Source organism: Microbacterium sp. 05T445 (assembly GCF_056395865.1).
On sequence record NZ_JBFTKJ010000002.1, the window covers coordinates 745,969 to 771,419 of the forward strand.

At 72.2% G+C, this 25,451-nt stretch carries 24 protein-coding genes; 14 read left to right on the top strand and 10 right to left on the bottom strand.

Annotated elements, in window-relative coordinates; genetic code table 11:
* Nucleotides 1–31: 31 nt before the first annotated feature.
* Nucleotides 32–3,760 (bottom strand): multifunctional oxoglutarate decarboxylase/oxoglutarate dehydrogenase thiamine pyrophosphate-binding subunit/dihydrolipoyllysine-residue succinyltransferase subunit, encoded by a 3,729-nt coding sequence (locus AC1DDU_RS12940; RefSeq protein WP_477434717.1) that lies wholly within the window; start codon nucleotides 3,758–3,760, stop codon nucleotides 32–34.
* 177 nt (nucleotides 3,761–3,937) lie between these two features.
* Here AC1DDU_RS12940 and guaB1 point away from each other — a divergent pair, with 177 nt between their 5' ends.
* Nucleotides 3,938–5,395 (top strand): GMP reductase, encoded by a 1,458-nt coding sequence (guaB1, locus tag AC1DDU_RS12945; protein WP_477434719.1) that lies wholly within the window; start codon nucleotides 3,938–3,940, stop codon nucleotides 5,393–5,395.
* Nucleotides 5,396–5,441: 46 nt separating this feature from the next.
* Here guaB1 and AC1DDU_RS12950 read toward each other — a convergent pair whose 3' ends face one another.
* Nucleotides 5,442–6,317, bottom strand: coding sequence for an LLM class flavin-dependent oxidoreductase (locus tag AC1DDU_RS12950; RefSeq protein WP_477434721.1), 876 nt, complete (start codon nucleotides 6,315–6,317; stop codon nucleotides 5,442–5,444).
* A gap of 200 nt (nucleotides 6,318–6,517) precedes the next feature.
* Here AC1DDU_RS12950 and AC1DDU_RS12955 point away from each other — a divergent pair, with 200 nt between their 5' ends.
* The gene (locus AC1DDU_RS12955) at nucleotides 6,518–7,846 is read left to right on the top strand and encodes a hemolysin family protein (RefSeq protein WP_477434723.1); all 1,329 of its coding nucleotides are present in this window, start codon (nucleotides 6,518–6,520) and stop codon (nucleotides 7,844–7,846) included.
* Nucleotides 7,843–8,901: a hemolysin family protein gene (locus tag AC1DDU_RS12960; protein WP_477434725.1), complete on the top strand. Its 1,059-nt coding sequence runs from the start codon at nucleotides 7,843–7,845 to the stop codon at nucleotides 8,899–8,901. The genes AC1DDU_RS12955 and AC1DDU_RS12960 overlap by 4 nt, the downstream gene beginning before the upstream one ends.
* Nucleotides 8,902–8,962: 61 nt before the next feature.
* Here AC1DDU_RS12960 and AC1DDU_RS12965 read toward each other — a convergent pair whose 3' ends face one another.
* Nucleotides 8,963–10,027: an NADH:flavin oxidoreductase/NADH oxidase gene (locus AC1DDU_RS12965; RefSeq protein WP_477434727.1), complete on the bottom strand. Its 1,065-nt coding sequence runs from the start codon at nucleotides 10,025–10,027 to the stop codon at nucleotides 8,963–8,965.
* Between the two features lie 41 nt (nucleotides 10,028–10,068).
* Between AC1DDU_RS12965 and AC1DDU_RS12970 the strand changes: the two genes are divergently transcribed.
* The 5 genes from AC1DDU_RS12970 (at nucleotide 10,069) to AC1DDU_RS12990 (ending at nucleotide 14,751) form a co-directional block, all read left to right on the top strand.
* Nucleotides 10,069–10,932: an ADP-dependent NAD(P)H-hydrate dehydratase gene (locus tag AC1DDU_RS12970; protein WP_477434729.1), complete on the top strand. Its 864-nt coding sequence runs from the start codon at nucleotides 10,069–10,071 to the stop codon at nucleotides 10,930–10,932.
* A gap of 135 nt (nucleotides 10,933–11,067) precedes the next feature.
* A complete protein-coding gene (locus tag AC1DDU_RS12975) occupies nucleotides 11,068–12,279 on the top strand; it encodes a hypothetical protein (protein ID WP_477434730.1) in 1,212 nt (403 codons plus the stop codon).
* Between the two features lie 51 nt (nucleotides 12,280–12,330).
* Nucleotides 12,331–12,657 carry a thiamine-binding protein gene (locus tag AC1DDU_RS12980; RefSeq protein WP_477434732.1) on the top strand — a complete coding sequence of 109 codons (327 nt, stop codon included), beginning with the start codon at nucleotides 12,331–12,333 and terminating at the stop codon, nucleotides 12,655–12,657.
* 78 nt (nucleotides 12,658–12,735) lie between these two features.
* Nucleotides 12,736–13,953 (top strand): MFS transporter, encoded by a 1,218-nt coding sequence (locus tag AC1DDU_RS12985; RefSeq protein WP_477434734.1) that lies wholly within the window; start codon nucleotides 12,736–12,738, stop codon nucleotides 13,951–13,953.
* A 39-nt stretch (nucleotides 13,954–13,992) separates the two neighbouring features.
* A complete protein-coding gene (locus AC1DDU_RS12990) occupies nucleotides 13,993–14,751 on the top strand; it encodes an NUDIX hydrolase (protein WP_477434736.1) in 759 nt (252 codons plus the stop codon).
* Between the two features lie 7 nt (nucleotides 14,752–14,758).
* On the opposite strand, the gene metX is transcribed toward AC1DDU_RS12990, so the two are convergent.
* Entirely contained in the window at nucleotides 14,759–15,964 is a 1,206-nt protein-coding gene (gene metX / locus AC1DDU_RS12995) for a homoserine O-acetyltransferase MetX (RefSeq protein ID WP_477434738.1), read from the bottom strand.
* A 100-nt stretch (nucleotides 15,965–16,064) separates the two neighbouring features.
* Between metX and AC1DDU_RS13000 the strand changes: the two genes are divergently transcribed.
* Nucleotides 16,065–16,310, top strand: coding sequence for a hypothetical protein (locus AC1DDU_RS13000; protein ID WP_477434740.1), 246 nt, complete (start codon nucleotides 16,065–16,067; stop codon nucleotides 16,308–16,310).
* A gap of 59 nt (nucleotides 16,311–16,369) precedes the next feature.
* On the opposite strand, the gene AC1DDU_RS13005 is transcribed toward AC1DDU_RS13000, so the two are convergent.
* A complete protein-coding gene (locus AC1DDU_RS13005) occupies nucleotides 16,370–17,692 on the bottom strand; it encodes a bifunctional o-acetylhomoserine/o-acetylserine sulfhydrylase (RefSeq protein ID WP_477434742.1) in 1,323 nt (440 codons plus the stop codon).
* 189 nt (nucleotides 17,693–17,881) lie between these two features.
* Between AC1DDU_RS13005 and AC1DDU_RS13010 the strand changes: the two genes are divergently transcribed.
* The 5 genes from AC1DDU_RS13010 (at nucleotide 17,882) to AC1DDU_RS13030 (ending at nucleotide 21,467) form a co-directional block, all read left to right on the top strand.
* Nucleotides 17,882–18,670 (top strand): SDR family oxidoreductase, encoded by a 789-nt coding sequence (locus AC1DDU_RS13010; RefSeq protein ID WP_477434744.1) that lies wholly within the window; start codon nucleotides 17,882–17,884, stop codon nucleotides 18,668–18,670.
* The gene (locus AC1DDU_RS13015) at nucleotides 18,667–19,533 is read left to right on the top strand and encodes a metal-dependent hydrolase (RefSeq protein ID WP_477434746.1); all 867 of its coding nucleotides are present in this window, start codon (nucleotides 18,667–18,669) and stop codon (nucleotides 19,531–19,533) included. Before AC1DDU_RS13010 ends, AC1DDU_RS13015 begins: the two co-directional genes overlap by 4 nt.
* Before the next feature lie 99 nt (nucleotides 19,534–19,632).
* On the top strand, nucleotides 19,633–20,142 hold the full coding sequence (locus AC1DDU_RS13020; protein ID WP_477436819.1) for a phosphoribosyltransferase: 510 nt from the start codon (nucleotides 19,633–19,635) through the stop codon (nucleotides 20,140–20,142).
* Between the two features lies 1 nt (nucleotide 20,143).
* The gene (locus AC1DDU_RS13025; RefSeq protein ID WP_477434748.1) at nucleotides 20,144–20,836 is read left to right on the top strand and encodes a uracil-DNA glycosylase; all 693 of its coding nucleotides are present in this window, start codon (nucleotides 20,144–20,146) and stop codon (nucleotides 20,834–20,836) included.
* Between the two features lie 19 nt (nucleotides 20,837–20,855).
* Nucleotides 20,856–21,467 carry an N-acetyltransferase family protein gene (locus tag AC1DDU_RS13030; protein WP_477434750.1) on the top strand — a complete coding sequence of 204 codons (612 nt, stop codon included), beginning with the start codon at nucleotides 20,856–20,858 and terminating at the stop codon, nucleotides 21,465–21,467.
* Nucleotide 21,468: 1 nt separating this feature from the next.
* On the opposite strand, the gene AC1DDU_RS13035 is transcribed toward AC1DDU_RS13030, so the two are convergent.
* The 5 genes from AC1DDU_RS13035 to AC1DDU_RS13055 are packed head-to-tail and all read right to left on the bottom strand — an operon-like array spanning nucleotide 21,469 to nucleotide 25,447.
* Nucleotides 21,469–21,852 carry a hypothetical protein gene (locus AC1DDU_RS13035; protein ID WP_477434751.1) on the bottom strand — a complete coding sequence of 128 codons (384 nt, stop codon included), beginning with the start codon at nucleotides 21,850–21,852 and terminating at the stop codon, nucleotides 21,469–21,471.
* Nucleotides 21,821–22,900 (bottom strand): M4 family metallopeptidase, encoded by a 1,080-nt coding sequence (locus AC1DDU_RS13040; protein WP_477434753.1) that lies wholly within the window; start codon nucleotides 22,898–22,900, stop codon nucleotides 21,821–21,823. The genes AC1DDU_RS13035 and AC1DDU_RS13040 overlap by 32 nt, the downstream gene beginning before the upstream one ends.
* A gap of 35 nt (nucleotides 22,901–22,935) precedes the next feature.
* Nucleotides 22,936–23,688: an ABC transporter ATP-binding protein gene (locus AC1DDU_RS13045; RefSeq protein WP_477436821.1), complete on the bottom strand. Its 753-nt coding sequence runs from the start codon at nucleotides 23,686–23,688 to the stop codon at nucleotides 22,936–22,938.
* A gap of 44 nt (nucleotides 23,689–23,732) precedes the next feature.
* Nucleotides 23,733–24,521, bottom strand: a complete 789-nt coding sequence (locus AC1DDU_RS13050) for an ATP-binding cassette domain-containing protein (RefSeq protein WP_477434755.1) — start codon at nucleotides 24,519–24,521, stop codon at nucleotides 23,733–23,735.
* Complete coding sequence (locus AC1DDU_RS13055) at nucleotides 24,518–25,447, bottom strand: ABC transporter permease (RefSeq protein ID WP_477436823.1); 930 nt, start codon at nucleotides 25,445–25,447, stop codon at nucleotides 24,518–24,520. Before AC1DDU_RS13055 ends, AC1DDU_RS13050 begins: the two co-directional genes overlap by 4 nt.
* Nucleotides 25,448–25,451 lie beyond the last annotated feature (4 nt).

The following is a 25,451-nucleotide window of genomic DNA, read 5'->3' on the forward strand; positions in this document are numbered from 1 at the left end:
CAGGGCCGAACGGGCACGGCGTCGTCGACGCCTAGAGGGTCAGCGCCTCCTGCATGATCGCGGCCTGCTCGGCCGCGTGCACCTTGGGTGAACCGGTCGCAGTGGACGCGGCGGCGGCCCGCGACACACGGCGGATCGTGCGACCGTTCAGGTGCTTGACGACCTCGAGGGCGATGAACGGCCAGGCGCCCTGGTTCTCGGGCTCGTCCTGCACCCACACCAGTTCGGCGTTCGGGTAGGAGTCGATGATCGCGTTGAGCTCGTCGATCGGCGCCGGGTAGTACTGCTCCAGGCGCACGAGGGCGATCTCGGGGTTCGGGTTCTTGTCGAGCTCGGCGCGCAGATCCCAGTGGATCTTGCCGGCGTGCAGCAGCACGCGCTTGACGGCCGCCTTGTCGACACCGCGGTTGTCGTCGAGCACGGGCTCGAACCGGCCGGTGAGGAAGTCCTCCACCGGGCTGGTCGCACCGCGCAGGCGCAGCATCGCCTTCGGCGTGAAGACGATCAGCGGACGGCGCGGGCGGGCGTAGGCCTGACGACGCAGCAGATGGAAGTACGACGCGGGGGTCGACGGGCGCGCGACCGTCATGTTGTCTTGCGCGCACATCTGCAGGTACCGCTCGATGCGGGCCGACGAGTGGTCGGGTCCCTGGCCCTCGTAGCCGTGGGGGAGGAGCAGCACGACGCTCGACTGCTGGCCCCACTTCTGGTCGGCCGACGAGATGAACTCGTCGATCACCGACTGGGCGCCGTTGGCGAAGTCGCCGAACTGCGCCTCCCACAGCACGAGCGAGTCGGCGCGCTCGACCGAGTAGCCGTACTCGAACGCCATGGCCGCGTACTCGCTGAGCAGCGAGTCGTAGACGTAGAAGCGACCCTGGTCCTCGCTGAGGTTGGTGAGCGGGATCCACTCCTGGCCGTTGGAGCGGTCGTGCAGCACCGCGTGACGCTGCACGAAGGTGCCGCGACGCGAATCCTGGCCTGCCAGGCGCACGTTCGTCTTCTCGAGGAGCAGCGAGCCGAAGGCCAGCAGCTCGCCGAAGCCCCAGTCGATCGAGCCGCTGCGGCTCATGTCGAGGCGCTTGTCGAGCAGCTGCTGCAGCTTGGCGTGGACGGTGAAGCCGCCGGGCTTGTTGACGAACGTGTCGCCGATGAGGTTCACGACCTCCCGCGAGACGCCGGTCGTCTCCGGCTCACCGGCGGCGGGCTGGGCCGCGGCATCCGCGACGAGCACCGGCGAGGAGCCGGTCTCGGCGGCATGTGTCTCGGCGAACGCGATCTCCAGGCGGTTCTGGAAGTCCTGCTTGGCCTTGTCGTACTCTTCCTCGGTGATGTCACCGCGGCCGACGAGCGCCTCGGTGTACAGCCGGCGCACCGAGCGCTTCGCCTCGATGAGGTTCGTCATGAGGGGCTGCGTCATCGACGGGTCGTCACCCTCGTTGTGGCCGCGGCGACGGTAGCAGACGAGGTCGATGACGACGTCGCGGTGGAACCGCTCACGGTACGCGAAGGCGAGCTGCGCGACGCGGGTGACCGCCTCGGGGTCGTCGCCGTTGACGTGGAAGATCGGCGCCTGGATGGTCTTGGCGACGTCGGTCGAGTACACCGACGAGCGGGCGTCGACCGGGGTCGTCGTGAAGCCGACCTGGTTGTTGACGACGACATGCACGGTGCCGCCGGTGCGGTAGCCGCGCAGCTGCGACATCTGCAGCGTCTCGACCACGACGCCCTGGCCCGCGAACGCGGCGTCGCCGTGGACGAGGATCGGCAGCCACGTGAACGTGCCGATCGGCTTGCGGTCCTGCTTGGCGCGGACGATGCCCTCGAGCACGCCGTCGACGGTCTCGAGGTGCGAGGGGTTCGCCGCCAGGTACACCGGCAGCTCGGCCTGGTTGTCGGCGCTGAAGGTGCCCTCGGTGCCGAGGTGGTACTTCACGTCGCCCGAGCCGCTCTTCGAGCCGATCGCGACCGAGCCCTCGAACTCGCGGAACACCTGGCCGTAGGTCTTGCCGGCGATGTTGGTGAGCACGTTCAGGCGACCGCGGTGGGCCATGCCGATCGCGGCGCCGTCCAGGCCGGCCTCCGACGCGCCCTGCAGGATCTCGTCCAGCAGCGGGATCAGCGACTCGCCGCCCTCGAGGCTGAAGCGCTTCTGTCCGACGTACTTCGTCTGAAGGAAGGTCTCGAACGCCTCGGCCTGGTTCAGCTTGTCGAGGATGCGCAGCTGCTCGTCGTGGCCGGGCTTCTGGTACTTGACCTCGACGTTCTCCTGGAACCAGGCGCGCTGCGCCGGGTCCTGGATGTGCATGTACTCGATGCCGATGGTGCGGCAGTACGAGTCGCGCAGCACGCCGAGGATGTCGCGCAGCTTCATCTGGCGCTTGCCGCCGAAGCCGCCGGTGACGAACTCCCGGTCGAGGTCCCAGAACGTCAGGCCGTGGTTCTCGATCTCGAGGTCGGGGTGCGTGCGTTGCACGTACTCGAGCGGGTCGATGTCGGCCATCAGGTGACCGCGGACGCGGAACGAGTTGATGAGCTCCTGCACGCGCGACTGCTTGTCGACGCGCTCGGCCAGGTCGACGTTGATGTCGGCGGCCCAGTGGATCGGGGCGTACGGGATGCGCAGCGCGGCGAAGATGTCCTCGTAGAAGTGACGCTGCCCGATGAGCAGCTCGTGCACCTTCTTGAGGAACTCGCCCGAGCCGGCACCCTGGATGACACGGTGGTCGTAGGTGCTGGTGAGCGTGATCGTCTTGCCGATCGCGAGGCCGTTGAGCGTCTTGTCGCTCGAGCCCTGGAATTCCGCCGGGTACTCGAGGGCGCCGGCGCCGACGATGCAACCCTGACCCTTCATGAGGCGCGGCACCGAGTGCACGGTGCCGATGCCGCCGGGGTTGGTGAGCGAGATCGTCGTGCCCTGGAAGTCGGCCGCGGTCAGCTTGTTGCCGCGTGCGCGCGTGACGAGGTCCTCGTACGTGGTGAGGTACTCGCTGAACGTGAGCTGCTCCGCGCGCTTGATGCTCGGCACGAGCAGGGCCCGGGTGCCGTCGGGGCGGGGCAGGTCGATCGCGATGCCGAGGTTCACGTGCGCGGGCGCGACGACGGAGGGCTTGCCCTCGACCTCCGCGTAGAACACGTTCTGGCTCGGGAACTCCTTGAGCGCCTGGATGATCGCCCAGCCGATGAGGTGGGTGAAGCTCACCTTGCCGCCGCGGGTGCGGGCCATGTGGTTGTTGATGACGATGCGGTTGTCGATCATCAGCTTCGCGGGCACCGTGCGCACGCTCGTCGCGGTGGGGACGGTCAGCGACTCGTCCATGTTCGCGGCGAGGGTCTTCGGCATGCCCTTCAGCGCCGTGACGACGTCGGCCTCGGCCTGGCCGTCCGCCGAGGACGGCTCGGCCTTCGGGGCCTGCGCCGGGATCGGCTGCGGGGCGGCGGGGCGAGCCGTCGTGCGGGCGACCGGCTGCGCGCCGATCACCGGGATCGGCGCCGTGACCGGACGAGGCTCGGATCCCGGCGCCTGCGTCGCCGCAGGCGGCGCGCCCTCCGAGACTGGCGCGGCCGGCGGCGGGGGTGCCGCAGCGCCCGTCGGTGTCGCGCCGTCGGCGGGGTGGTAGGCCTCGAGGACGGGCCACCACACCTTGTCGACGGAGTTCCGGTCGATCTTGAACTGCTCGTACAGCTCCTCGACGAGCCACTCGTTGGCTCCGAACTCTCCCTCGTTCGAAACCCCGACGCCCGTCACCTGGCTCGACACGCTGAATCGCCTGCTTTCATCGGTGAAGTTCTGGGATACGCGCGCGGCTGCTGGCGCCTGCACACGCATCGGTTAAGCCTAGCCCAGTCTGGGCGGCGCCGTTCCGGACAACCGGCGTCGAAACTGGGAGTCCGCGCATGATCGGCCGCACAGGAACTGTCACTACCCTTGGCGGACATGGAGTTCTACGGCGAAGCACCCGACGTCGACCTGACCTACTCTGACGTCTTCCTGGTTCCGCGACGATCCGCGGTCACCAGTCGGCTGGATGTCGACCTGGCCCCCGGCGACGGCACGACGGCGACGCTGCCGCTGGTCTCGTCGAACATGAACTCGGTCACCGGCGCCCGTCTGGCGGCGACCCTCGCCCGGCGCGGCGGGCTCGGCGTGCTGCCCCAGGACATGCCGCTGCAGGAGCTGGACGCCGCGATCCGCTGGGTCAAGGCGCAGCCGGTGGCGTGGGACACGCCGCTGGTCCTCCCCGCCGATGCCACGGTGGCGGACGCCGCGCGGCTGCTGCCTCCGACCGAGGGTCACGGCATCGTCGTGGCCGACGCCTCGACGGGCCACGTCGACGCCGACGACATCCTCGGCGTCGTGCCCGCGACACGCCTGGGCACGGCCCTGCCCGATGCGCGCCTGGGCGACCTGGCGCGCGGGAGGGCGGCATCCGTCGACGCGGACGACATCGAGAGCGCGCGCCACGCGTTCGACGTCCTGGTCGCCGCCGGCGCCGAGACCGTGTGCGTGCTGCACCACGGACACCTCGTCGGCACCCTCTCCCAGCGCAGTGCGCTGCGCTCGACGCTGTACCGTCCCGCCGTCGACGCGTCGGGCCGCCTCATCGTCGCGGCCGCCGTCGGCATCAACGGCGACGTCGCCGCCAAGGCGAAGGCCCTGGCCGGGGCAGGGGTCGACGTGCTGGTGGTCGACACCGCGCACGGTCACCAGGAGGGGATGCTGCGGGCGCTGCGCGCCGTCGCCGACCTCGACCTCGGCATCCCGATCGCCGCCGGCAACATCGTCAGCGCCGAGGGCGTGCACGATCTCGTCACCGCCGGCGCGACGATCCTGAAGGTCGGCGTCGGGCCCGGCGCGATGTGCACGACCCGCATGATGACCGCGGTCGGCCGTCCGCAGTTCTCCGCCGTGCTCGAGACCGCGGAGGCGGCCCGGGTGATGGGCGCCCACGTGTGGGCCGACGGCGGCGTGCGCTATCCGCGCGACGTGGCGCTCGCCCTGGCGGCGGGAGCGGCATCCGTCATGATCGGCTCGTGGTTCGCCGGAACCATCGAGGCTCCCGGCGAGCTGCAGCTGGACGAGTCGGGCCGCGCCTACAAGGAGTCGTGGGGCATGGCCTCGACCAAGGCCGTCCACGAGCGCTTCGGGCGCCTCGACCCCTACGAGCTGGCACGCAAGGAGCTGTTCGCGGAGGGCATCTCGTCGTCCAGGATCTACCTCGACCCGCTGCGTCCCGGCCTCGAAGACCTCCTCGACATGATCACGTCGGGCGTGCGGTCCTCCTTCACCTACGCGGGCGCCTCGACGGTCGCCGAGTTCCACGACCGTGCCCGCGTGGGGCTGCAGTCCGCCGCCGGTTACGAAGAGGGCAAGGCGCTCCCCGTCAGCTGGTGAGGAATCCCGGATGCCGCGGCCCGCGGCATCCGGAGCATTCGGCGCGTCAGCGCAGCCGGGCGAGGGCGCGCTCGTGGACGGCGGGGTCGGACCCCATGCCGGCGGGGGAGTCGGGCCCGTAGACGACGAGCTCGCTGAAACCGAGGGCCTCGGCGCGCTCTGCGGCCGCGACGAAGTCCTCGGCGCTCGTGGTGGGACGCACCCGGCCGAACCCGAGCAGCAGCGACCGGCGCACCGCGCCGGGCTCACGGCCGGCGGTGCGGCACGCCGCGTCGAAGCCCTCGGCCTGGCGGCCCAGCAGCGCCCAGTACTCCTCGGGCTCCGGCGTCGTCGACCCGGGTCCGCCGTAGCTGTTCCAGGTGTCGGCGTGCGCGGCGGCCAGCGCGAGCGCCCGCGGGCCGTGCGCCGCCAGAAGCAGCTCCGGCCGCGCCACCGACTCGGGGGCGGGCAGGGTCTCGAGGCCTGCGAACGACGTCGTCCCGCCCTGCCATTCGGTCGCGCCGTCGAGCACCGCGCCGTACCCGCGGACGACGTCGGCGAACCGCGCCGACATCTCGGCCGGCTGCTCCCGGGCGCCGTGGTCGGCCAGCGCGCACGACGCCGCGCCCATGCCGAGGCCGAGCACGAGCCTGCCGCCGGTGATGTCCTGCACGGTCATCGCCACGCGTGCCAGCGCGACCGGCGTGCGGAACGCCGCCGAAGCGACGAGCGTGCCCAGCCGCACGCGTCCGGTGACCGCCGCCGCCGCGGTGAGGGTGGTGAACGCCTCGCTCAGCCAGAGCCCCGGCGCCGTCGCGTGGGTGAGGTGGTCGTACGTGTAGACGACGTCGTAGCCGACATCCTCCGCCCAGCGGTACCAGCGCTCCTGCGCGCGCCACGGGCCGACCGGGGGGACGACGAGGCTGATCCTGTCCAATGCCATGGCGACATGCTCCCACTGCGGCCCCGCCGGGCACGCCAGCGGCGTGATGGATCGCGGATGCCGGGGCCTGCGGCATCCCCGATCCGTCTCGGCTGTGCAGGGGAGGCCTGCCGTAGAATGGTCGGCACGATGGACGACCCCCCTAGTTGCAGACGTTCGCCCCACCGACCCGACTCCCGTACGAACGGGGGTGACGCGTGATGGAATACGTCATGTTGGGCGTGGGGCTCCTGCTCACCATCGGCACCGGACTGTTCGTCGCGAGCGAGTTCGCGCTGGTGAACCTCGACCGGGCCGATCTCGAAGCCCGTCAGGCCGCGGGCGAGACCCGGCTCGCGCTCACGATCAGCGCACTGCGGATCACCTCGACCCACCTCTCCAGCGCGCAGCTGGGCATCACGCTGACGACGCTCCTCACCGGTTACACGATGGAGCCCGCGATCTCCAGCCTGCTCGCGCCGGTGTTCGACGCGTGGGGCATGCCCACCGCGGTGTCACGACCGCTCGCGGCGATCATCGGCGTGTCCATCGCGACGGTGTTCTCGATGATCCTCGGCGAGCTGGTGCCGAAGAACTTCGCGCTGGCGATCCCGCGTCAGACCGCCAAGCTCGTGATGCCGTTCCAGGTGGCGTTCACGACGGTGTTCCGCCCGGCCATCGTGGTGCTCAACGGCAGCGCGAACGGCGTGCTGCGGGCCGTGGGCGTCGAGCCCAAGGAGGAGCTGTCGGGCGCCCGCACGGCCGAGGAGCTGTCGAGCCTGGTGCGCCGTTCGGCCAGCGCCGGGCTCCTCGAGGAGGACACCGCTTCGCTGCTGGACCGCAGCCTCACCTTCGCGCGCCTGACCGCCGCCGATGTCATGACCCCGCGCCCGAGCGTGCATGCGCTGGCCTCCGACGACTCGGCCGAGGATGTCATCCAGCTCGCCCGCCGCACCGGCCACAGCCGGTTCCCGGTGTACGGCGAGGACATGGACGACATCACCGGCATCGTGCACCTGAAGGCCGCCGTCGGCGTGCCCCGAGAGCGCCGGGCCGACGTGCCCGCCGCCGCGCTGGCGACCGAGCCGGTGCGCTTCCCCGAGGCCGTCCACCTCGACGTGCTGGTGGCCGAGCTGCGGGCCCGCGGGTACCAGATGGCCGTCGTCGTCGACGAGTACGGCGGCACCGCCGGTGTCGTCACCCTCGAAGACCTCGTCGAAGAGATCGTCGGCGAGGTGCTCGACGAGCACGACCGACGCCAGGCGGGCATCGTGCGCGTGGACGACACCGTGAGCTTCCCCGGCGAGCTGCGACCCGACGAGGTGCGCGATCGCACCGGCATCCGCATCCCCGAAGGGGACGTCTACGACACCGTCGGGGGCTACATCATGAGTGTGCTCGAGCGCATCCCCGTCGTCGGCGACACCGTCGAGGTCGAGGACGGCACCCTCGAGGTGCAGCGGATGGACAGCCGCCGCGTCGACCGCGTCCGCTTCACGCCCACGCCGATGCCCCACGAGGACGCGAGCGAAGGGGGTGAGCGCCGATGAGCGACTGGGCCGGAATCGCCTGGCTGGTGGTGCTCCTCATCGCCAACGCCTTCTTCGTCGGCGCCGAGTTCGCCGTCATCTCCGCACGCCGCTCCCAGATCGAGCCTCTCGCCGAGAAGGGCTCGCGCGCCGCCAAGACCGCGCTGTACGCCATGGAGCACGCGACGCTGATGCTGGCGACCAGCCAACTCGGCATCACGATCTGTTCGCTGCTGATCCTGAACGTGTCGGAGCCCGCCATCCACCACCTGCTGGCGGAGCCGCTGGGGCTCACCGGCTGGTCGGAGGCCGTCGTCGACGGCATCGCGTTCGCGGTGGCGCTCGTGCTGGTGTCGTACCTCCACGTGGTGTTCGGCGAGATGGTCCCGAAGAACCTCGCGTTCTCGGTGCCCGACCGCGCCGTGCTGATGCTCGCGACGCCGCTGGTGTGGATGTCGAAGGTGTTCCACCCGATCATCGTGAGCCTCAACTGGATCGCCAACCACGTGGTGCGCCTGTTCCGCGTCGAGCCCAAGGACGAGGCGGCCTCGACCTTCACGCTCGAGGAGGTCGCGACGATCGTCAACCAGTCGCGCATCGAGGGCGTGCTCGACGATGCGGCCGGCACGGTGGCGGCCGCGGTGGAGTTCACCGACAAGAAGGCCGCCGACGTGGCGGTGCCGCTGTCGCAGCTGGTGACCCTCCCCGAGGTCACGACCCCCGACGAGATCGAGCGCGCCGTCGCCAAGCACGGCTTCTCGCGTTACGTGATCGTCGACGGCGCGGGAGTGCCGGTCGGCTACGTGCACCTCAAGGACATCCTGCGGGCCGCGGAGGGACCGGATGCCGCCACCGACGTCGCGCGCCCCATCACGACCAAGCGCATCCACCACATGGTTCCGGTGCTCGAGTCGACCGACCTCGAGGACGCCTTGGCGGTCATGCGCCGCGCCGGACGCCACCTCGCACAGGTGCGCGACGACAGCGGCCGGACCACCGCGGTGCTGTTCCTCGAGGACATCATCGAGGAGCTCATCGGCGAGGTGCAGGACGCGACCCGTCGCCGCGCCTTCTGACGAACGACGATGAGCGGATGCCGCGGCCCCGGGCTGCGGCATCCGCTCATCGCGTTCGAGGTCAGCGGCGGGCGCGGAGGTACTGCGCGGGCCAGTAGTCGATGTCGACGCCGAGCTCGGTCGCGGCGCGCAGCGCGTAGTGCGGGTCGCGCAGCCATTCGCGGCCGGCCATGACCGCATCGGCGAGGTCTTCGGCGAGCACGCGCTCGGCGTGGGCGGCGTCGTCGATCATGCCGACGGCGTTGACGGGCACGCCGGCCTCGCGCCGCACGCGCGCCGCGAGCCCGACCTGGTACCCGGGACCGGTCGTGAGCTTCTGGTGGGCGACGAGGCCGCCGCTGGAGATGTCGAAGAAGTCCGCGCCGCGCCCTGCCGCCCAGCCGGCGACCGTCGCCGTCTCGTCGGGGTTCCAGCCGCCGTCGGCCCAGTCGGTGGCGGAGAACCGCACGATGACGGGGATGCCGGGGGCGGCGTCGGTCACGGCGTCCAGCACACGCAGCAGCAGGCGCGCGCGGTTCTCGAGCGAGCCGCCGTACTCGTCGTCGCGATGGTTCGACAGCGGCGAGAGGAATTGGTGCAGCAGATACCCGTGAGCCCCGTGCAGTTCGAGCACCTGGAAGCCGGCTTCGACGGCGCGGCGCGCGGCCGCGGCGAAGTCCTCGACGACGCGCTCGATGCCCGCGTGGTCGAGGGCTACGGGTTCGGCGTAGCCGTCGAACGCGATCGCCGAAGGGGCGGCGGTCTGCCAGCCTCCGTCCGTTGCGGCGACCGAGCCGCGGCGGCCGGAGAACGGCGACCACGTCGAGGCCTTTCGCCCCGCGTGGGCGAGCTGCACCCCCGCGACGGCGCCGCGGCTGCCGATCGCGGCGACGATCGGCGCCCACGCGTCGCGCTGCGCGTCCGTCCACAGCCCGGTGTCCTCGGGGGAGATCCGTCCCTCCGGCGACACCGCCGTCGCCTCGGCGACGATCAGGCCGGCGCCGCCCGACGCGAACTGCGCGAGGTGGGTGTGGTGCCACTCCTGGGGCACGCCGTCGACGGCGCTGTACTGGCACATCGGCGACACCCACAGGCGGTTGCGCACCGTCACGTCGCGCAGGGTGAGAGGGGTGAACAAGCGGCTCATCGGGCCTCCGGATCGGATCGGGTGCGCGGTACTGTGGCCGCATGGTGAGGACGTGGACGCGCGTCGATGCCGCCCGCGCCGTGCGCCGGCCGACCGCCGACGACGACAAGTATTCCCGAGGCGTGCTGGGCATGCGCACGGGGTCGGCGGCCTATCCGGGCGCCGCCGTCCTCGGTGTCGAAGCGGCCTGGCGCACCGGCCTCGGCATGGTGCGCTATCTCGGCCCCGAGCGGCCCACGGCCCTCGTGCTGGCCCGCCGCCCCGAGACGGTGACGGTCGACGGCCGCGTGCAGGCGTGGGTGATCGGCTCGGGAACGGATGCCGCCGTCCGCACGCCGGCCGACACCGGGGCGCTGCGGGCGGTGCTCTCCGACACCGACCCCGTCGTCGTCGATGCGGGGGCGCTCGACCTCGCCGCGGAGGCCACGGCACCGCGCATCCTGACGCCGCACGATCGCGAGCACGCCCGCCTGCGCGCGGCGCTCGGGCTCGGCCACACGCCCGTCGACCGCGTCGCCGCCGCGCGCGAGACGGCCGAGGCCACCGGCGCCGTCGTCCTGCTCAAGGGTGCGGTGACGGTGGTCGCGGCTCCCGACGGATGGACCGCCACCGTCGACTCGGGCACGCCGTGGCTGGCCACCGCCGGCACCGGCGATGTGCTGGCCGGTGTCATCGGGGCGCTCGTGGCCGGCGCGATGGCGCGGGGGGAGCACGCGGATGCCGCATCCCTCGCCGCGCTCGCCGCCTCCGGTGCGTGGCTCCACGGCCGGGCGGGGCGGATCGCCGCCGCCGGCGCGAGCGTGGCCGCCGCGCCGAGCTCCCCGCCGTTCGGCGACGGGCCGATCACCGCACTCGACGTGGCCGCGGCGCTCCCGCGGGCGGTCGCCGAGACGCTGCGCGCCTGACGCGGCGCCCGGCGTCGCGCACGGAATCGGACGGGTTCGGCGACACGCCGGGTTGCGGCACCCGGCGTGTCTGCGACGTTCTCCGGCGTCATGCGCTCGCGCGGCCGGCGACCCGGGCCTCTCTAGGATGGTGGGGTGTCTCGGCGGGCGGTGGTGTGGGTCGCGTTCGCCCTGGTGCACGCGATCGTGATCTGGCTGGGGTTCACCGGCGATCACGCGTCCTCCTGGGACGTCGACCAGCTCTACCGCTGGTGGGCGGGGCGCGCGCTCACCGGCGAGGCGTTCCCGGGCATCACAGAGAACTGGATCTACCCGGTGGTGGCCCAGCTGCCGATCCTCCTCGTGGGCGTGTTCAGCCCGCTGATCGACTACACGCTCGGCTGGGGCCTGCTCGTGACCGCGCTCGACGCCGCCGCGTTCGCGGTGCTGGTCGGACGCGGCCGTTCGCGGGGACGGATGCTGGCGGCCTGGTTCTGGCTGGCGGCGATCCTCGCGCTGGGCGGGGTGGGCATGTTCCGGCTCGACGCGGTGACGGTGCCGCCGGCCGTCGCGGGGTCGCTGTGGCTGGTCGGCCGTCCCTGGCTCGGCTCGGCGCTGCTGGCCGCGGCCACCTGGATCAAGGTGTGGCCGGCGGCCCTGCTGGCGGCGGCCGTCATCGCGGTGCGCCGGCGCGGCGCGGTGCTCGTCGCGGCGGCCGCGGTCTCGGCTGCCGTGATCGCCGTGGTCCTCGTGGCGGGCGGCGGTGCGCACCTGTTCGGCTTCGTCGGCGACCAGACGACGCGGGGCCTGCAGATCGAGGCGCCCGTCAGCACGGTGTACATGCTGCTCGCCGCTGTCGGCGTGCCGGGTGCCGCCGTCGTCTACGACCGCGATCTCATCACGTTCCAGGTCACCGGGCCCTCCGTCGACGCGGTGGTCGCCGTGATGACCCCCGTCCTCATGATCGGGATGCTGGCCATCGTGGTGGTGGGCGCGCTCAAGGCGTGGCGGGGCGCCGCGTTCGTGACGCTGTTCCCGCCGTTGGCGGCGGCGCTCGTGCTCGGGTTCATCGTGCTGAACAAGGTCGGCTCGCCGCAGTACATGACCTGGCTCGTGGCGCCGATCGTGGTGGGGCTCGCCTTGGATCGGCGGCGCTGGGTGCGACCGGCGGTCCTCGCGGTCGTGATCCTGGCGCTCACGCAGCTGATCTTCCCGTTCTGGTACGACGCGATCCTCACCCTCGTCCCGGCTGCGGTCGGGCTCCTGGTGCTGCGCAACGTGCTGCTGGTGGCGCTGTTCGTGTGGGTCGTGGTGCGGCTCGCGCGGGTGCGCACGCACCGACCCGCCGTGGCGCCCGTGTCACAGTAGACGTCGGCGGCGGCATCCGTCGTCGTCCCGCCCCCCGAACCGGAGGTTCCCATGCTCGTCGCCTTCTCCGTCGCCCCCAGCGGAACCGGCCGTGCCGACGGCTCGGTGCATGACGCGGTGGCCGCGGCGGTCCAGGTGGTCCGCGACAGCGGGCTGCCGCACCGCACCACCTCGATGTTCACCGAGATCGAGGGGGAGTGGGACGACGTGTTCGACGTCGTCAAGCGCGCCACCGAGGCCGTGGCACCGTACGGCTCGCGTGTCTCGCTCGTGCTGAAGGCCGACATCCGCCCGGGGTACTCCGGTGAGCTCGACGGCAAGATCGAGCGCCTGGAGGCCGCCATCGAGCGGCAGACAGGCGACGCCGAGGCGTCCTGACGACATCCGGCGACATCTGGCGGGCCGCATCGCCGAATCGATTCGACAGGATGCCGCGACCGCCGGTAGCATCGCGCCGTGACCTCCTCGAACATGAGGAGGGGTGCGGCGACGTGGGCGCTCCTCTCCCTCGCCGTCGGCAGCTTCGGCATCGGCATGACCGAGTTCGTCGTCATGGGCCTGCTGCCGAACATCGCCGAAGACCTGCTCCCGACGGTGTGGGCGACCGGCCAGGAGGACGCCATCGCCCAGGCGGGCTGGCTCATCTCGCTGTACGCGCTGGGCGTCGTGGTCGGGGCACCCACGATCGCGGGCGCGGTCGCGAAGTACCCGCGCCACCACGTCATGGTGGGGCTCGCGCTGGCCCTCACGGTCTTCAACGCGCTGACCTTCCTGGCGCCGACCTTCGAGTGGGTGGCGGCATCCCGTTTCCTCGCAGGCCTGCCGCACGGCGCGTACTTCGGCATCGGGGCGCTGGTGGCCGCCGACGTCCTCGGGCCAGGGATGCGCGCGAAGGGCGTCGCCTTCGTGCTCACCGGCCTCACCGTGGCCAACGTGGTGGGAGTGCCGCTGGGCACCTTCCTCGGACAGCAGCTCGGCTGGCGCACGGCGTTCATGATCGTCGCGGCGATCTTCGCTCTCGCGACGATCCTCATCGCGCTCTTCGTCCCCGAGCACGCGGGCGATCCGAGCCGCACGATGCGCGCCGAGCTCAAGGTGTTCCGCATCGGGCAGGTGTGGCTGGCGCTCGGCGTCGGGGCGATCGGCTTCGGAGGGTTCTTCGCGGTGTACAGCTACGTCGCCCCGATGGTGACCGAGGTGGCTGGGTCGCCGGAGTGGGTCGTGCCGATCGTGCTGGTGCTGATGGGCCTCGGCATGACGATCGGCAACCTCGTCGGCGGTCACCTCGCCGACGTGGATCTCAAGCGCACGCTGGTGGGCGGACTCGTCGCACTCGCCGTCGTGCTGGCGCTGCTGGCGGTGACCGCGCAATGGATCTGGGCGCTCGGCTTCTTCGTTTTCGCGATCGGGTTCGTCGCCTCGGCGCTGAGCCCGACGATCCAGACACGCCTGATGGACGTCGCGCAGGACAACCAGTCGATCGCCGCCGCGCTCAACCATTCCGCGCTCAACATCGGCAACAGCCTCGGCGCGTTCCTCGGCGGAGTCGTCATCGCCGCCGGGCTCGGCTTCGCGGCGCCGGCGTGGGTCGGTGTCGCGCTCGCCCTCGGCGGCCTCGGACTGGCCGGGGCGAGCCTCGTCGCCGAGCGGCGCCGCGCGCTCGTCGCCGCCTGAGCGCGGACGTACACCGCGCGGAAGGGCTAGCGTGGGCGGATGCCCGACTCGACGCCGACCGACCGCGTGCTGCGCACCCTGACGGACGGGCTGGACGGCGCCCGCGCCCGCCGGCCCGAGGATGCCGCCGACCCGGCGATCCCGGTCGCGGCGACGGTGGTGCTGCTCCGGGATGCCGCGGACGGGCAGGGCGTCGAGGTGCTGATGATCGAGCGGCCCGACCGCGGGTCGTTCGCGGGAGCGTGGGTCTTCCCCGGCGGCAAGCTGGAGGAGGCCGACGGCACCCCCGGCCGTGAGCCCGAGGAAGCGGTGGCGCGGCGCGCCGGGGTGCGCGAGACCGTCGAGGAGACCGGACTGGGCGTCGACCCCGCCGGCCTCGTCACGCTGTCGTGCTGGGACCCGCCGCCGGGGCTCGCACTGCGCATCCGCACCTGGTTCTTCCTCGCCCCCGAGCCGCCGGGCGAGCTCGTGCTCTCACCCGACGAGGTCGTGGCCGCCGAGTGGGCGCGCCCCGCCGACCTGCTGGCGCGTCACGGGCAGGGCGCGGTGACGCTCTACCCGCCGACGTGGGTGACGCTGCACGGACTCCTGGAGCATCCCGACACCGCGTCCGTCCTCGGCGCGGCGCGGCTCGGCGGCGTCCAGACCTTCGAGACCGTGGCTCGTCGCGGCGGCGAGGGGCCCATGCTGCTGTGGCAGGGGGATGCCGAGTACGAGCCGGATGCCGCGGCCGCGGCATCCGCTCGCCATCGCCTCGAGATCGGGGCGCTGCCCTGGATCTACACCCGCACCGCCTGACGGCCGGTCAGGACGAGAGCAGGCGGCGCAGGTGCGCGCCGACGGCGGCGGTCTCGATGAGGAAGCCGTCGTGGCCGAAGTCGCTGGAGAGCACCACCGCGCGGTCGCCGTCGAGCGTGTTCGGGATGCCGCGAGCGATGCGGTGCTGACCGTCGATCGGGAACAGCCGGTCGCTGTCGATGCCGAGGACGAGCGTGGTCGCCGTGACGCGCGCGAGGGCGTCTTCGACGCCGCCGCGCTCGCGGCCGACGTCGTGCGAGTTCATCGCCTCGACGAGCGTGATGTACGCGTTCGCGTCGAAGCGGCGCGTGAACTTGTTGCCGTGGAAGTCGAGGTACGACTCCACGGCGAAGCGCCCGCCGTGTCCGAGCGGGCTGACGCCGGACTGCCACGTCCGCTGGAACCGCTGGTTGAGCTCGGTGGGGGAGCGGTAGTTCAGCAGGGCCATGCGGCGGGCCAGCGCGAGGCCGCGCGTCGGGCCGTCGCCGTCGCCGGCGTCGTAGTACTCGCCGCCCTGGAACCGCGGGTCGATCTGGATCGCCTCGATCTGCACCGAGTTCAGCGCCACCTGGTCGGCGGTGTTGACCGGCGGCGACGACAGGATGCCGACACGCTGCACGCGGTCGGGAAGCCCCACCGCCCACTCCAGGGCGTGCATGCCGCCCATCGAGCCGCCCACGACCGCAGCCCACACGTCGATGCCGAGCGCGTCTGCCAGGCGCACCTGCGCGGCGACCTGATCGCGGATCGTGAGGTACGGGAACCGCGAGGCCCACTCGTAGCCGTCGGGACCGATGGATGCCGCACCCGTCGAGCCCTGGCATCCGCCCAGCATGTTGGGGGCGATCACGAACCAGCGATCCGTGTCGATCGGGGCGCCCGGTCCGACGATGTCCTCCCACCAGCCGGACGTGGGATGCCCCGCCCCGGCCGGACCGCGGACGTGGCTGTCGCCGGTCAGTGCGTGCAGCACGAGCACGGCGTTGTCGCGCCGGGCGTTGAGCTCGCCCCACGTCTCGTACGCGAGACGGTACGCCGGAAGCTCGCGCCCTCCCTCGGTGCGGAACGCGCCGAACGCGGCGAACTGCCGGTCGCCGACGGGATCGCCGTCGCGCCATGCGCCGGTCGCCGGAGGACGACCGCCCAGCAGGCGCGCGTCGGCCTCCGTCACGGGTGCGCTGGGCACCGTGTCTTCGGAGGTCTGCCAGTCCATCCGTCCATTCTCGCCTGCGCATGCGTGCGGAGGCGGTCTGTTACACCCCTCGGCGCGGCGCGGGCCTTTCGCGGACACCCGCGCGTGGCAGAATGCGCGCATGTCCAGCGCCGAGCCCTTCATGCCCGCCCACGAGCCCGCCGCGCCGGTCCCGCCGCAGGAGCACGACATCGACCACGACGTCGACGTGATCCTCGAGGTCGCAGACGAGTCGGACGAGCAGGCGGCGGGGAGCGAGCCGTGGCACACGGACGCCACCGCGCCGACGCTTCCCCGCCCGGTCCCGGGTGCGCACCTCACCGCGGAGCAGCTGGCCGCCGACCTCGAGCCCGGCGAGCCGGAATGACGATGCCCCGCCCCCGCGCGGTGCGCAGGGGCGGGGCATCCGTGTCCCGAGGAGGGGGATCAGGCGCGAGCGGCCTCCGATACGCGGCGTGCCGCGGCGAGGGCCTGCTCGAGGTCGGCCTTGAGGTCCTCGATGTTCTCCAGGCCCACAGAGAGGCGCACGAGGCCCGGCGTGACGCCGGTCGTGAGCTGCTGCTCGGGCGTGAGCTGCGAGTGCGTGGTCGAGGCCGGGTGGATGACGAGCGAGCGCACGTCGCCGATGTTGGCGAGGTGGCTGAACAGGCTCAGCGAGTTGACGAACTCGCGACCCGCCTCGACGCCGCCCTTGAGCTCGAACGACAGCACCGCGCCGACGCCCTTGGGGGCGTAGTTGTTCGCGGCGGCGTACCACGGCGAGGTCGGCAGACCGGAGTAGTTCACCGAGGCGACGTCGGCGTGGTTCTCGAGCCACTCGGCGATCTCCTGCGCGTTCTGCACGTGGCGCTCCACGCGCAGCGACAGCGTCTCGATGCCCTGGATGAGCAGCCAGGCGCTGTTGGGCGAGATGGCCGCGCCGAGGTCGCGCAGCAGCTGCACGCGGGCCTTGATGATGTAGGCGAGGCCGTCGCCGACCGCCGCGGTGTACGAGGCGCCGTGGTACGACGGGTCCGGAACGGTCAGGCCCGGGAACTTCTCGACGTTCTCGGACCAGGCGAAGGTCCCGCCGTCGACGATCACGCCGCCGATGGTGGTGCCGTGGCCGCCGAGGAACTTGGTGGCCGAGTGCACCACGATGTCGGCGCCGTGCTCGAACGGACGGATGAGGTACGGGGTCGCGATCGTGTTGTCGACGATGAGCGGCACGCCGCTCTCGTGCGCGACGTCGGCGACCGAGCGGATGTCGAGCACGTTGATCTTCGGGTTGCCGATGGTCTCGGCGAAGAACAGCTTCGTGTTCGGGCGCACCGCGCGGCGCCACTCCTCGACGTCGTCCTGGTTCTCGACGAACGTCGTCTCGATGCCGAGCTTGGCGAGGGTGTACTTGAAGAGGTTGTAGGTGCCGCCGTAGATCGAGCTCGACGAGACGATGTGGTCGCCGGCCTCGGCGATGTTGAGCACCGCGAAGGTGGCCGCGGCCTGGCCGCTGGCCAGCAGCAGCGCGCCGGTGCCGCCCTCGAGTGCGGCCAGGCGCTCCTCGACGACCGCCTGGGTCGGGTTCTGGATGCGCGTGTAGATGTTGCCGAACTCCGCCAGCGCGAAGAGGTTGGCCGCGTGGTCGGCGTTGTCGAAGACATACGACGTGGTCTGGTAGATCGGCGTCGCACGAGCCTTCGTCACCGGGTCGGGCTGAGCCCCCGAGTGGATCTGCTTGGTCTCGAAACGCCAGTTCTCGGGTGCGGACATGGCCTTCTCCTGCGGGTTCGGACGCCGGGGACGACGTGCCCCCAGCCGAGATCGAGAGTACGGACATCGGCCGGTTGTCAACAAAGCGCGGGAAATGTGACGTAACGCGCTGCGGCCCGCAGCCGGCGCCGCCGAGACCGCGGCCGCCGCGCTCTCGGGATGCGGGGCGAAGGTGGGTAGCGTGGAGGCATGGCGAACAGACGTGCGGTGGTGACCGGGGCGAGCTCGGGGATCGGCGAGGCGGCCGTGCGCGCGCTGCGCGCGACCGGCTGGGACGTGGTGGCGGTGGCGCGACGCGCCGATCGACTGGCGGCCGTGGAGGCCGAGACCGGTGCGGTCGCCTTCGCAGCCGATCTGACGACGGATGCCGACGTCGAGGCGCTCGCCGACTTCCTGGCCGAATCGGGCCCGGTGAACGCGCTCGTGCACGTCGCCGGCGGCGCCCGCGGCACCGACCGCGTCGAGGACGGACGCACCTCGGACTGGCAGTGGATGTTCGACGCGAACGTCCTGTCGGCCCAGCGCCTCGTGGCGGCTCTGCTTCCGCAGCTGCGGCGGGCGGCGGCATCCGACGGCCACGCCGACACCCTCTTCCTGACCTCCACCGCCGCGCAGAGCGCGTACGCCGGGGGAGCAGGCTACAACGCCGCCAAGGCCGGCGAGGCGATGCTCGCGCACGCGCTGCGCCTCGAGCTCAACGGCGAACCCATCCGGGTCATCGAGGTGGCGCCGGGCATGGTGCACACGGAGGAGTTCACCCTCAACCGTCTCGGCGGCGACACCACCGCGGCCGAGCGGGTCTACGAGGGCGTCGAGAACCCGCTGACCGCAGGCGACGTCGCCGACGTCATCGCGTACGCGCTGAACGCCCCCGGCCACGTCAACCTCGACCTCATCACCATGCGCCCGGTCGCGCAGTCGGCGCACTTCCTCCTCGCTCGCGGGCCGCTGCGTCCGCGCGGGACGGACGAGCGATGATCCCCGCGCGCGGCACCGTGGTCACCTACCCGGCAGGAGCCACCGTCTCGCGGGGCACGGTCGTGCACGTCGCCGACGCCGGCGACGGACGCACGGCCGTCGTGCTCGACGAGACCGCGTTCCACCCGATCGACACCGCCTGGCCCGACCAGCCGGCCGACCGCGGCGTGCTGCGCGCGGGCGGCGACGAGCTCGTCGTCGTCGACGCGGTCGTCGGCGCGACGCAGGGCGACGGGCTCCTGCTCGGCCCCGACGTGCCGGTGCGCACCGGCACCGACGGCTGGACCTTCGTCGTCGCGCATCTCGTCGAGGGCACGGCTCCGGCGGAAGGCGATGTCGTGGAGGTGGAGGCGGATGCCCGCTACCGCGCAGCGCTGTCGGCCGGTCACACCGCGTGCCACCTCGCCTCGCTCGCGCTGGACGCGGCGCTGGCAGGCGCCTGGCGCAAGGAGGCGCCCACCGACGCGCTGGGCGCACCGGCCTTCGACGCCCTGGCGATCCAGGAGTCGCGGATCCTGCCCGACGGCTCGCGCGACGTCTACCGCATCGGCAAGTCGCTGCGGCGCAAGGGCTTCGACCCCATCGCGCTCGACGACCTCGACGGCCTCGCGGCCCAGGTGGACGCGCAGCTGGTCACCTGGATCGCGGCAGGGGGAGAGGTGCGCATCGACCGGGAGGGCGAGACCCTGGCCGATCGCCGTTCCTGGGTGTGCGAACTGCCCGGCGCCACCGCCCGCATCCCCTGCGGCGGCACGCATGTCGCCTCGCTCAGCGCCCTCGCGACCGCGACGGTCGCCTTCACCACGACGGCCGTCGACGGAGGTCTCGAACTGGTGATGACGACCACCGCCACCCGCGCCTGACGGCGGGATGCGGCATCCCGTCGTCCCGTGGGTACGGCACGGACGCCTAATCTGGACGTGACGGCGCCCGCCCGCGGCGCCCGCGGCGAGGAGGACGGCGTGGACGAGACGCCCGTGGCACGCGAGACGCTCACCTGGGACGGCTTCGGCGCGGCGACCCGCACGCTGAGCCGCGCGATCATCGCCGACGGGTTCGCCCCCGAGGTGGTCGTCGCGATCGCACGCGGCGGACTGCTGCCGGCCGGGGCGATCGCATACGGCCTGGGCGTGAAGAACTGCGGCGCGATCAACGTCGAGTTCTACACCGGCATCGGCACCGTGCTCGATGCGCCGGAACTGCTGCCGCCCGAACTCGACATGTCCTACCTCGAGGGCCGTCGCGTGCTGCTGGTCGACGACGTCGCCGACAGCGGACGCACGCTCGCCCTCGCGGTGAAGCTGCTGCGCGACCAGGGGGCCGAGGTGCGGTCGGCGGTGATCTACACGAAGCCGACCACCATCGTGCAGCCGGACTACTCGTTCCGCGACACCGGGCTGTGGATCGACTTCCCGTGGTCGGCGCAGGGGACCGTCGTCGAAGAGGACGCCGGCGCAGAGGCATCCGCCTGACATGGCGCTGACGCTCCCCGAACTGGCCGAGGCGGGCCTGATCGACCAGGACTGGTCGCAGGCCCTCACCCCCGTCGCACCCGACATCGCCGCACTGGGCGAGCGCCTGCGCGCCGAGGTCGCCGCCGGTCGCCACTACCTCCCCGCCGGCGACCGCGTGCTGCGGGCGTTCCAGCGTCCGCTGCGCGGCGTCAAGGTGCTCATCGTCGGGCAGGACCCGTACCCGACGCCGGGGCATCCGATCGGCCTCTCGTTCGCCGTCGACGCGCACGTGCGGCCGCTCCCGCGGAGCCTGTCGAACATCTACCAGGAGCTCGAGTCCGACCTCGGCGTCCCGCGCGCCCCGCACGGTGACCTGTCGGCGTGGAGCGACCAGGGCGTCATGCTGCTCAACCGCGTGCTCACCGTCGCGCCGGGGGCTCCGGCATCCCATCGCGGCTGGGGCTGGGAGAAGGTCACCGAGCACGCCATCCGCACGCTGGTCGCCCGTGACGAGCCGCTCGTGGCGATCCTGTGGGGGAGGGATGCCGCGAACCTGCGTCCGCTCCTCGGCGCCACCCCGATCATCGAGTCGCCGCACCCGTCGCCGCTGTCGGCGAGCCGGGGGTTCTTCGGCTCGAAGCCGTTCTCGCGCGCGAACGAGCTGCTGGCGCAGCAGGGCGCGGAGCCCGTCGACTGGGCGCTGCCCGCCTGAACCGGTCCGGAGGAACCGCATGCTCGAAGAGGAATACGAGAAGGACCGGCGTCGCCTGCCGCGGCACCTGCAGCGTCAGCCCGAGCCCGAGCGGCCCTTCGCGTTCACGATCCGCCCCGTCGAGGATCGCGATATCCCCGACATCCGCGAGATCTACAACTACTACGTGACCAACTCGGTCGTCACCTTCGACGAGGACACGTGGTCGCTCGCGCAGTGGCGCACCAAGCGCGACCATCTCGCGAAGCTCGGCCTGCCGTTCCTGGTCGCCCAGTCGCCGAGCGGACAAGTGCTCGGGTACGCCCTCGTCCAGCCGATGTCGAGCAAGTCCGCGTACCGGTTCTCGGTCGAGAACTCGATCTACCTGGGCCACGCCGCCACCGGCAAGGGCCTCGGCCGTGCGCTGCTGGAGGCGCTCATCGCGGCGAGCGAGGAGGCCGGCATCCGCCAGATGGTGGCGGTCATCAGCGACAAGGGCGCCGAGGGGTCGATCGCCCTGCACGAGCGGCTCGGCTTCGTCGAGGTCGGGCGCATGGGCCGCGTCGGCTACAAGTTCGGCCGCTGGCTCGGCACGATCTACCTGCAGAAGTCGCTCAGCCCCGTCAAGAAGAAGACGCTGTTCGGGCGCTGACTCAGCGGGCCGGATGCCGCTCCCCGGCGTCGTGCGCGTTCCAGTCGCGCACCGCGTCGACGAGGTCGCGCCACGCGCCGACCAGCTCGTCGTCGGGCAGTTCGGCCCGGCGGGGATCGGTCCCCGACCACACCGCGCGGATCACCCACACGAACCCGTCGGGCACCGGCTCGCGCCTCGGATCGGCGTCCGGATCGACGGGGCCGGCCTCATCCCACGGGCAGCCTTCGATGAGCGGGATCCACTCGGATGCCTCGTCCCCTGCGGGCTGCGCCGACCACCGGCGGGTGAGGCCGGCGATGCCGCCGGTGCGCGCGACGTCGACCTCGACGGCGGGTGCGTCGGGGGACGGGTCAGTGCTGCGCGGTGCGGGTGTGTGCGTCATCCGGGATCACGCCGACGCCCGCCCACCCGGCGCGGACGGCGTCGACCTCCTCCGACTTCTCACCGTACTCCGCGGCCGCGGCGGCCAGGGTGGCGTGCGCGAACGTCGTGAAGTCGGTCGTCTTGGGGAGCGTCCCCGAGGTGAGGGCGCGGTACCAGATGAGCCCCGCGCGCTCCCACGCGTGACCTCCCAGTGCGGTCGCGACGAGGTAGAACGCGTGGTTCGGGATGCCGGAGTTGATGTGCACGCCGCCGTTGTCGTCGGAGGTGTGGACGTAGTCGCGCATGTGGGCCGGCTGCGGGTCCTTGCCGAGCACGTCGTCGTCGTAGGCCGTGCCGGGGGCGGCCAGGGATCGCAGCGCACGTCCCTGCACGGCATCCGTGAAGATGCCCTCGCCGATCAGCCACGACGCGGCGTCGGCGGTCTGGCCGGCCTGGTGCTGCTCGGCGAGGGCGCCGAACACGTCGGCGATCGACTCGTTGAGCGCGCCGGACTGGTCGCGGTAGAGCAGGCCGCCCTCGTCCTCGACGACGCCGTGCGCCAGTTCATGGGCGATCACGCTGAGCGAACCCGTGAACCCGCGGAACACCTCGCCGTCGCCGTCGCCGAACACCATGCGCTCACCGTTCCAGAACGCGTTGTCGTAGTCGCGGCCGTAGTGCACCGTCGCCAGCAGCGAGCTGCCGGAGCCGTCGATGCTGTCGCGGCCGAACGCGTCCCACCAGAAGTCGAAGGTCGCACCCAGCCCGTCGAAGGCCTCGTCGACCGACGCGTCGCCGGTGGGCGGGTCGTCCTCGCCCCGCGCCCGGACTCCGGGCACCGCCTCGCGGTGCTGCGCGTCCGAGATCTCGCGGTCGGGAGCCGGCGACGTCTCGGCGACGAGCGTGCCGGGCTCCGGGATCGACAGGCGCAGCCGCGACCGCACCGGCTCGTAGTCCCGGGGGGCCGCGAGCGTGCGGTGGGCGGCATCGGCGGCACGCGCCCAGCTCTCCTCCTGCACGGCGGCGATGCGGGCGAGGAGGTACGGCGGGACGATTCCGGGTGCCATGCTCTGAACCTATCCCCGCCCGCCGACGCCGGCGATCAGGACGCGTCGGCGTCGATGACGGGGATGGATGCCAGCAGCCGCCGCGTGTACGACACCTGCGGCTGCAGCAGCACCTTCTCGGTCGGGCCCTCCTCCACGATGCGGCCGTCCTTCATGACGACGACCTCGTCGCAGAGGTTCTGGACGACGCCGATGTCGTGCGACACCAGCAGGAGGGTGAGCCCGTCCCGCGCGCGCAGCTCGCCGAGCAGCTCGAGGATCTGCGCACGCACGGTGACGTCGAGCGCCGACAGCGGCTCGTCGCCGACCAGCACCCGCGGCCGGTGCACGATGGCGCGGGCGAGGGCGATGCGCTGCCGCTGGCCGCCCGAGAACTCGTGCGGGAACCGCTCGGCCATGCCGGCGTCCAGGCCCACCTCCTCGAGCACCTCGCGCACGCGCGCGCGGCGGTCGCCGTCGATGCCCAGCGCCCACAGCGGCTCGCCGACGATGCGCCCCACGCTCATGCGGGGGTCCAGCGACGCGTACGGATCCTGGAACACGATCCCGGTCTGGGCCCGCAGCCAGTGCAGCGACCGCGCGGAGGCCTTGGCGTCGACGGGGCGGCCGCCGAACTCGACGGTCCCGGTGCTCGGCGCATCCAGCGCCAGCAGCAGCCGCACCAGGGTGGACTTGCCCGACCCCGACTCGCCGATGATGCCCACCGACGACCCCTCGCGGACGTCGATGTCGGCATCCTCGAGGCCCGTCGTGAACGACGTGCGCTCGAACAGGTGGGTCTTGGGCATCGGGTAGCGACGCGACAGGTTCCGGCCGCGGATCAATGCATCGCTCACGGCGCACCCCCCGGCCGCCACAGCGTGGCCGTCGCGTCGCGCAGCAGGCCCTGTGTGACAGGGGACGCCGGAGCCGACAGCAGCCGCGACACCGGCGCCTCCTCGACGACGCGGCCGTCCTCGAGCACGACGCCGTGCGTGGCGATCTGAGAGAGCACCGCCAGGTCGTGCGTGATGAAGACCAGCGACATGCCGTCGTCGCGCACGAGCGACAGCAGCAGCTCGAGGATCTCGGCCTGGATCGTCACGTCCAGCGCCGTCGTCGGCTCGTCGGCGATGAGCAGCCGCGGCCGGCACGCCAGCGCCATCGCGATCGCCACGCGCTGGCGCTGGCCGCCCGACAGCTGGTGCGGATAGCGGGCGACGATGCGGTCCGGGTCGGGCAGGGCGACACGGGATGCCTCGGCCACGGCGCGAGCGACGGCATCCCGCTTCGAGATCCCCTCGTGGATGCGGATCGACTCGGCGATCTGCCGCCCGACAGGGCGGATGGGGTTCAGCGCCGTGCGCGGCTCCTGGAACACGATGCCGATCTCGTCGCCGCGCAGCTCCGCCAGCTCGCGGTCGGCCAGCCCGAGGATCTCGCGCCCATTCCAGCGCACGCTGCCCGACGCGGTCGCGCCGTCGGGCAAGAGCCCCAGGATCGCCAGCGCGGTGAGCGACTTGCCCGACCCCGACTCCCCGATGAGCCCGACGCGCGCGCCGTCGGGCACGGCGAACGAGACGCCGTCGACGACGCGACGCCCGTCGATCTCGATCGTGAGGCCGTCCACTTCGAGGCTCATGCGACCACCTCCGGGATGTGCAGGCGGGCGCGACGCGTGGCGAAGGGGCTCCGCGAGAGCGTCGGATCGGTGGCCTCGCGGAGGCCGTCACCGAGGAGGTTGAGTCCCAGCACGGTGAACGTGATGGCCAGGCCCGGCCACACCACCGACAGCGGGTAGACCTGGATGAACTGCTGCAACTGGGCCAGCAGCAGGCCCCACGAGGGTTCGGTGACCGGCGCCCCGAACCCGAGGTACGACAGGCCGGCTTCGGCGAGCACGGCGACCGCCATGCCCCACGACAGCTGCACGATGAACACCGGCGCGACGTTGGGCAGCAGGTGCCGCCACAGGTTCTGCGCGGGGGTGAGGCCGGACGCGCGTCCGGCCAGCACGAAGTCGCTGTGCAGCACGCCGCGCAGCTCGGGACGCGTGACGCGGGCGATGTTGACGCCGAAGCCGATGCCGACGGCCCAGATGACGACCCACAGCGACCCGCCCCACACCGCCGAGATCATCATCGCGATGATGAGCACCGGGAACGCGATGAGGATGTCGACGAGCACCGCCACCGACTCGCGCACCCACCGCACCGTGAGGGCGCCGAGCGCTGCCAGCGCGATGCCGATCACGGTGGCGACGATCCCGGCGCCCACCGCGACGAACACCGTGGTGCGCGCGCCCGCCATCAGCAGGCTCAGGATGTCGCGCCCCGACCCGTCGGTGCCCAGCAGGTGGGGCCACCCCGGGGGATCCCAGCGGTTCGAGATCTCGACCTTCTGCGGGTCGAACGGCGTCCAGAAGCGGGCGACGAGCGCCGTCAGGGCGACGACCGCGACGACGATGAGCCCGAACCGGCCGGTCGACAGCGCCCACAGGCGCCCGAGCCACGCCCAGCGCGATCGGCGTCGTGCCGCGCGCGGCGCGGCGGTCGCGGCATCCGTCATCGCC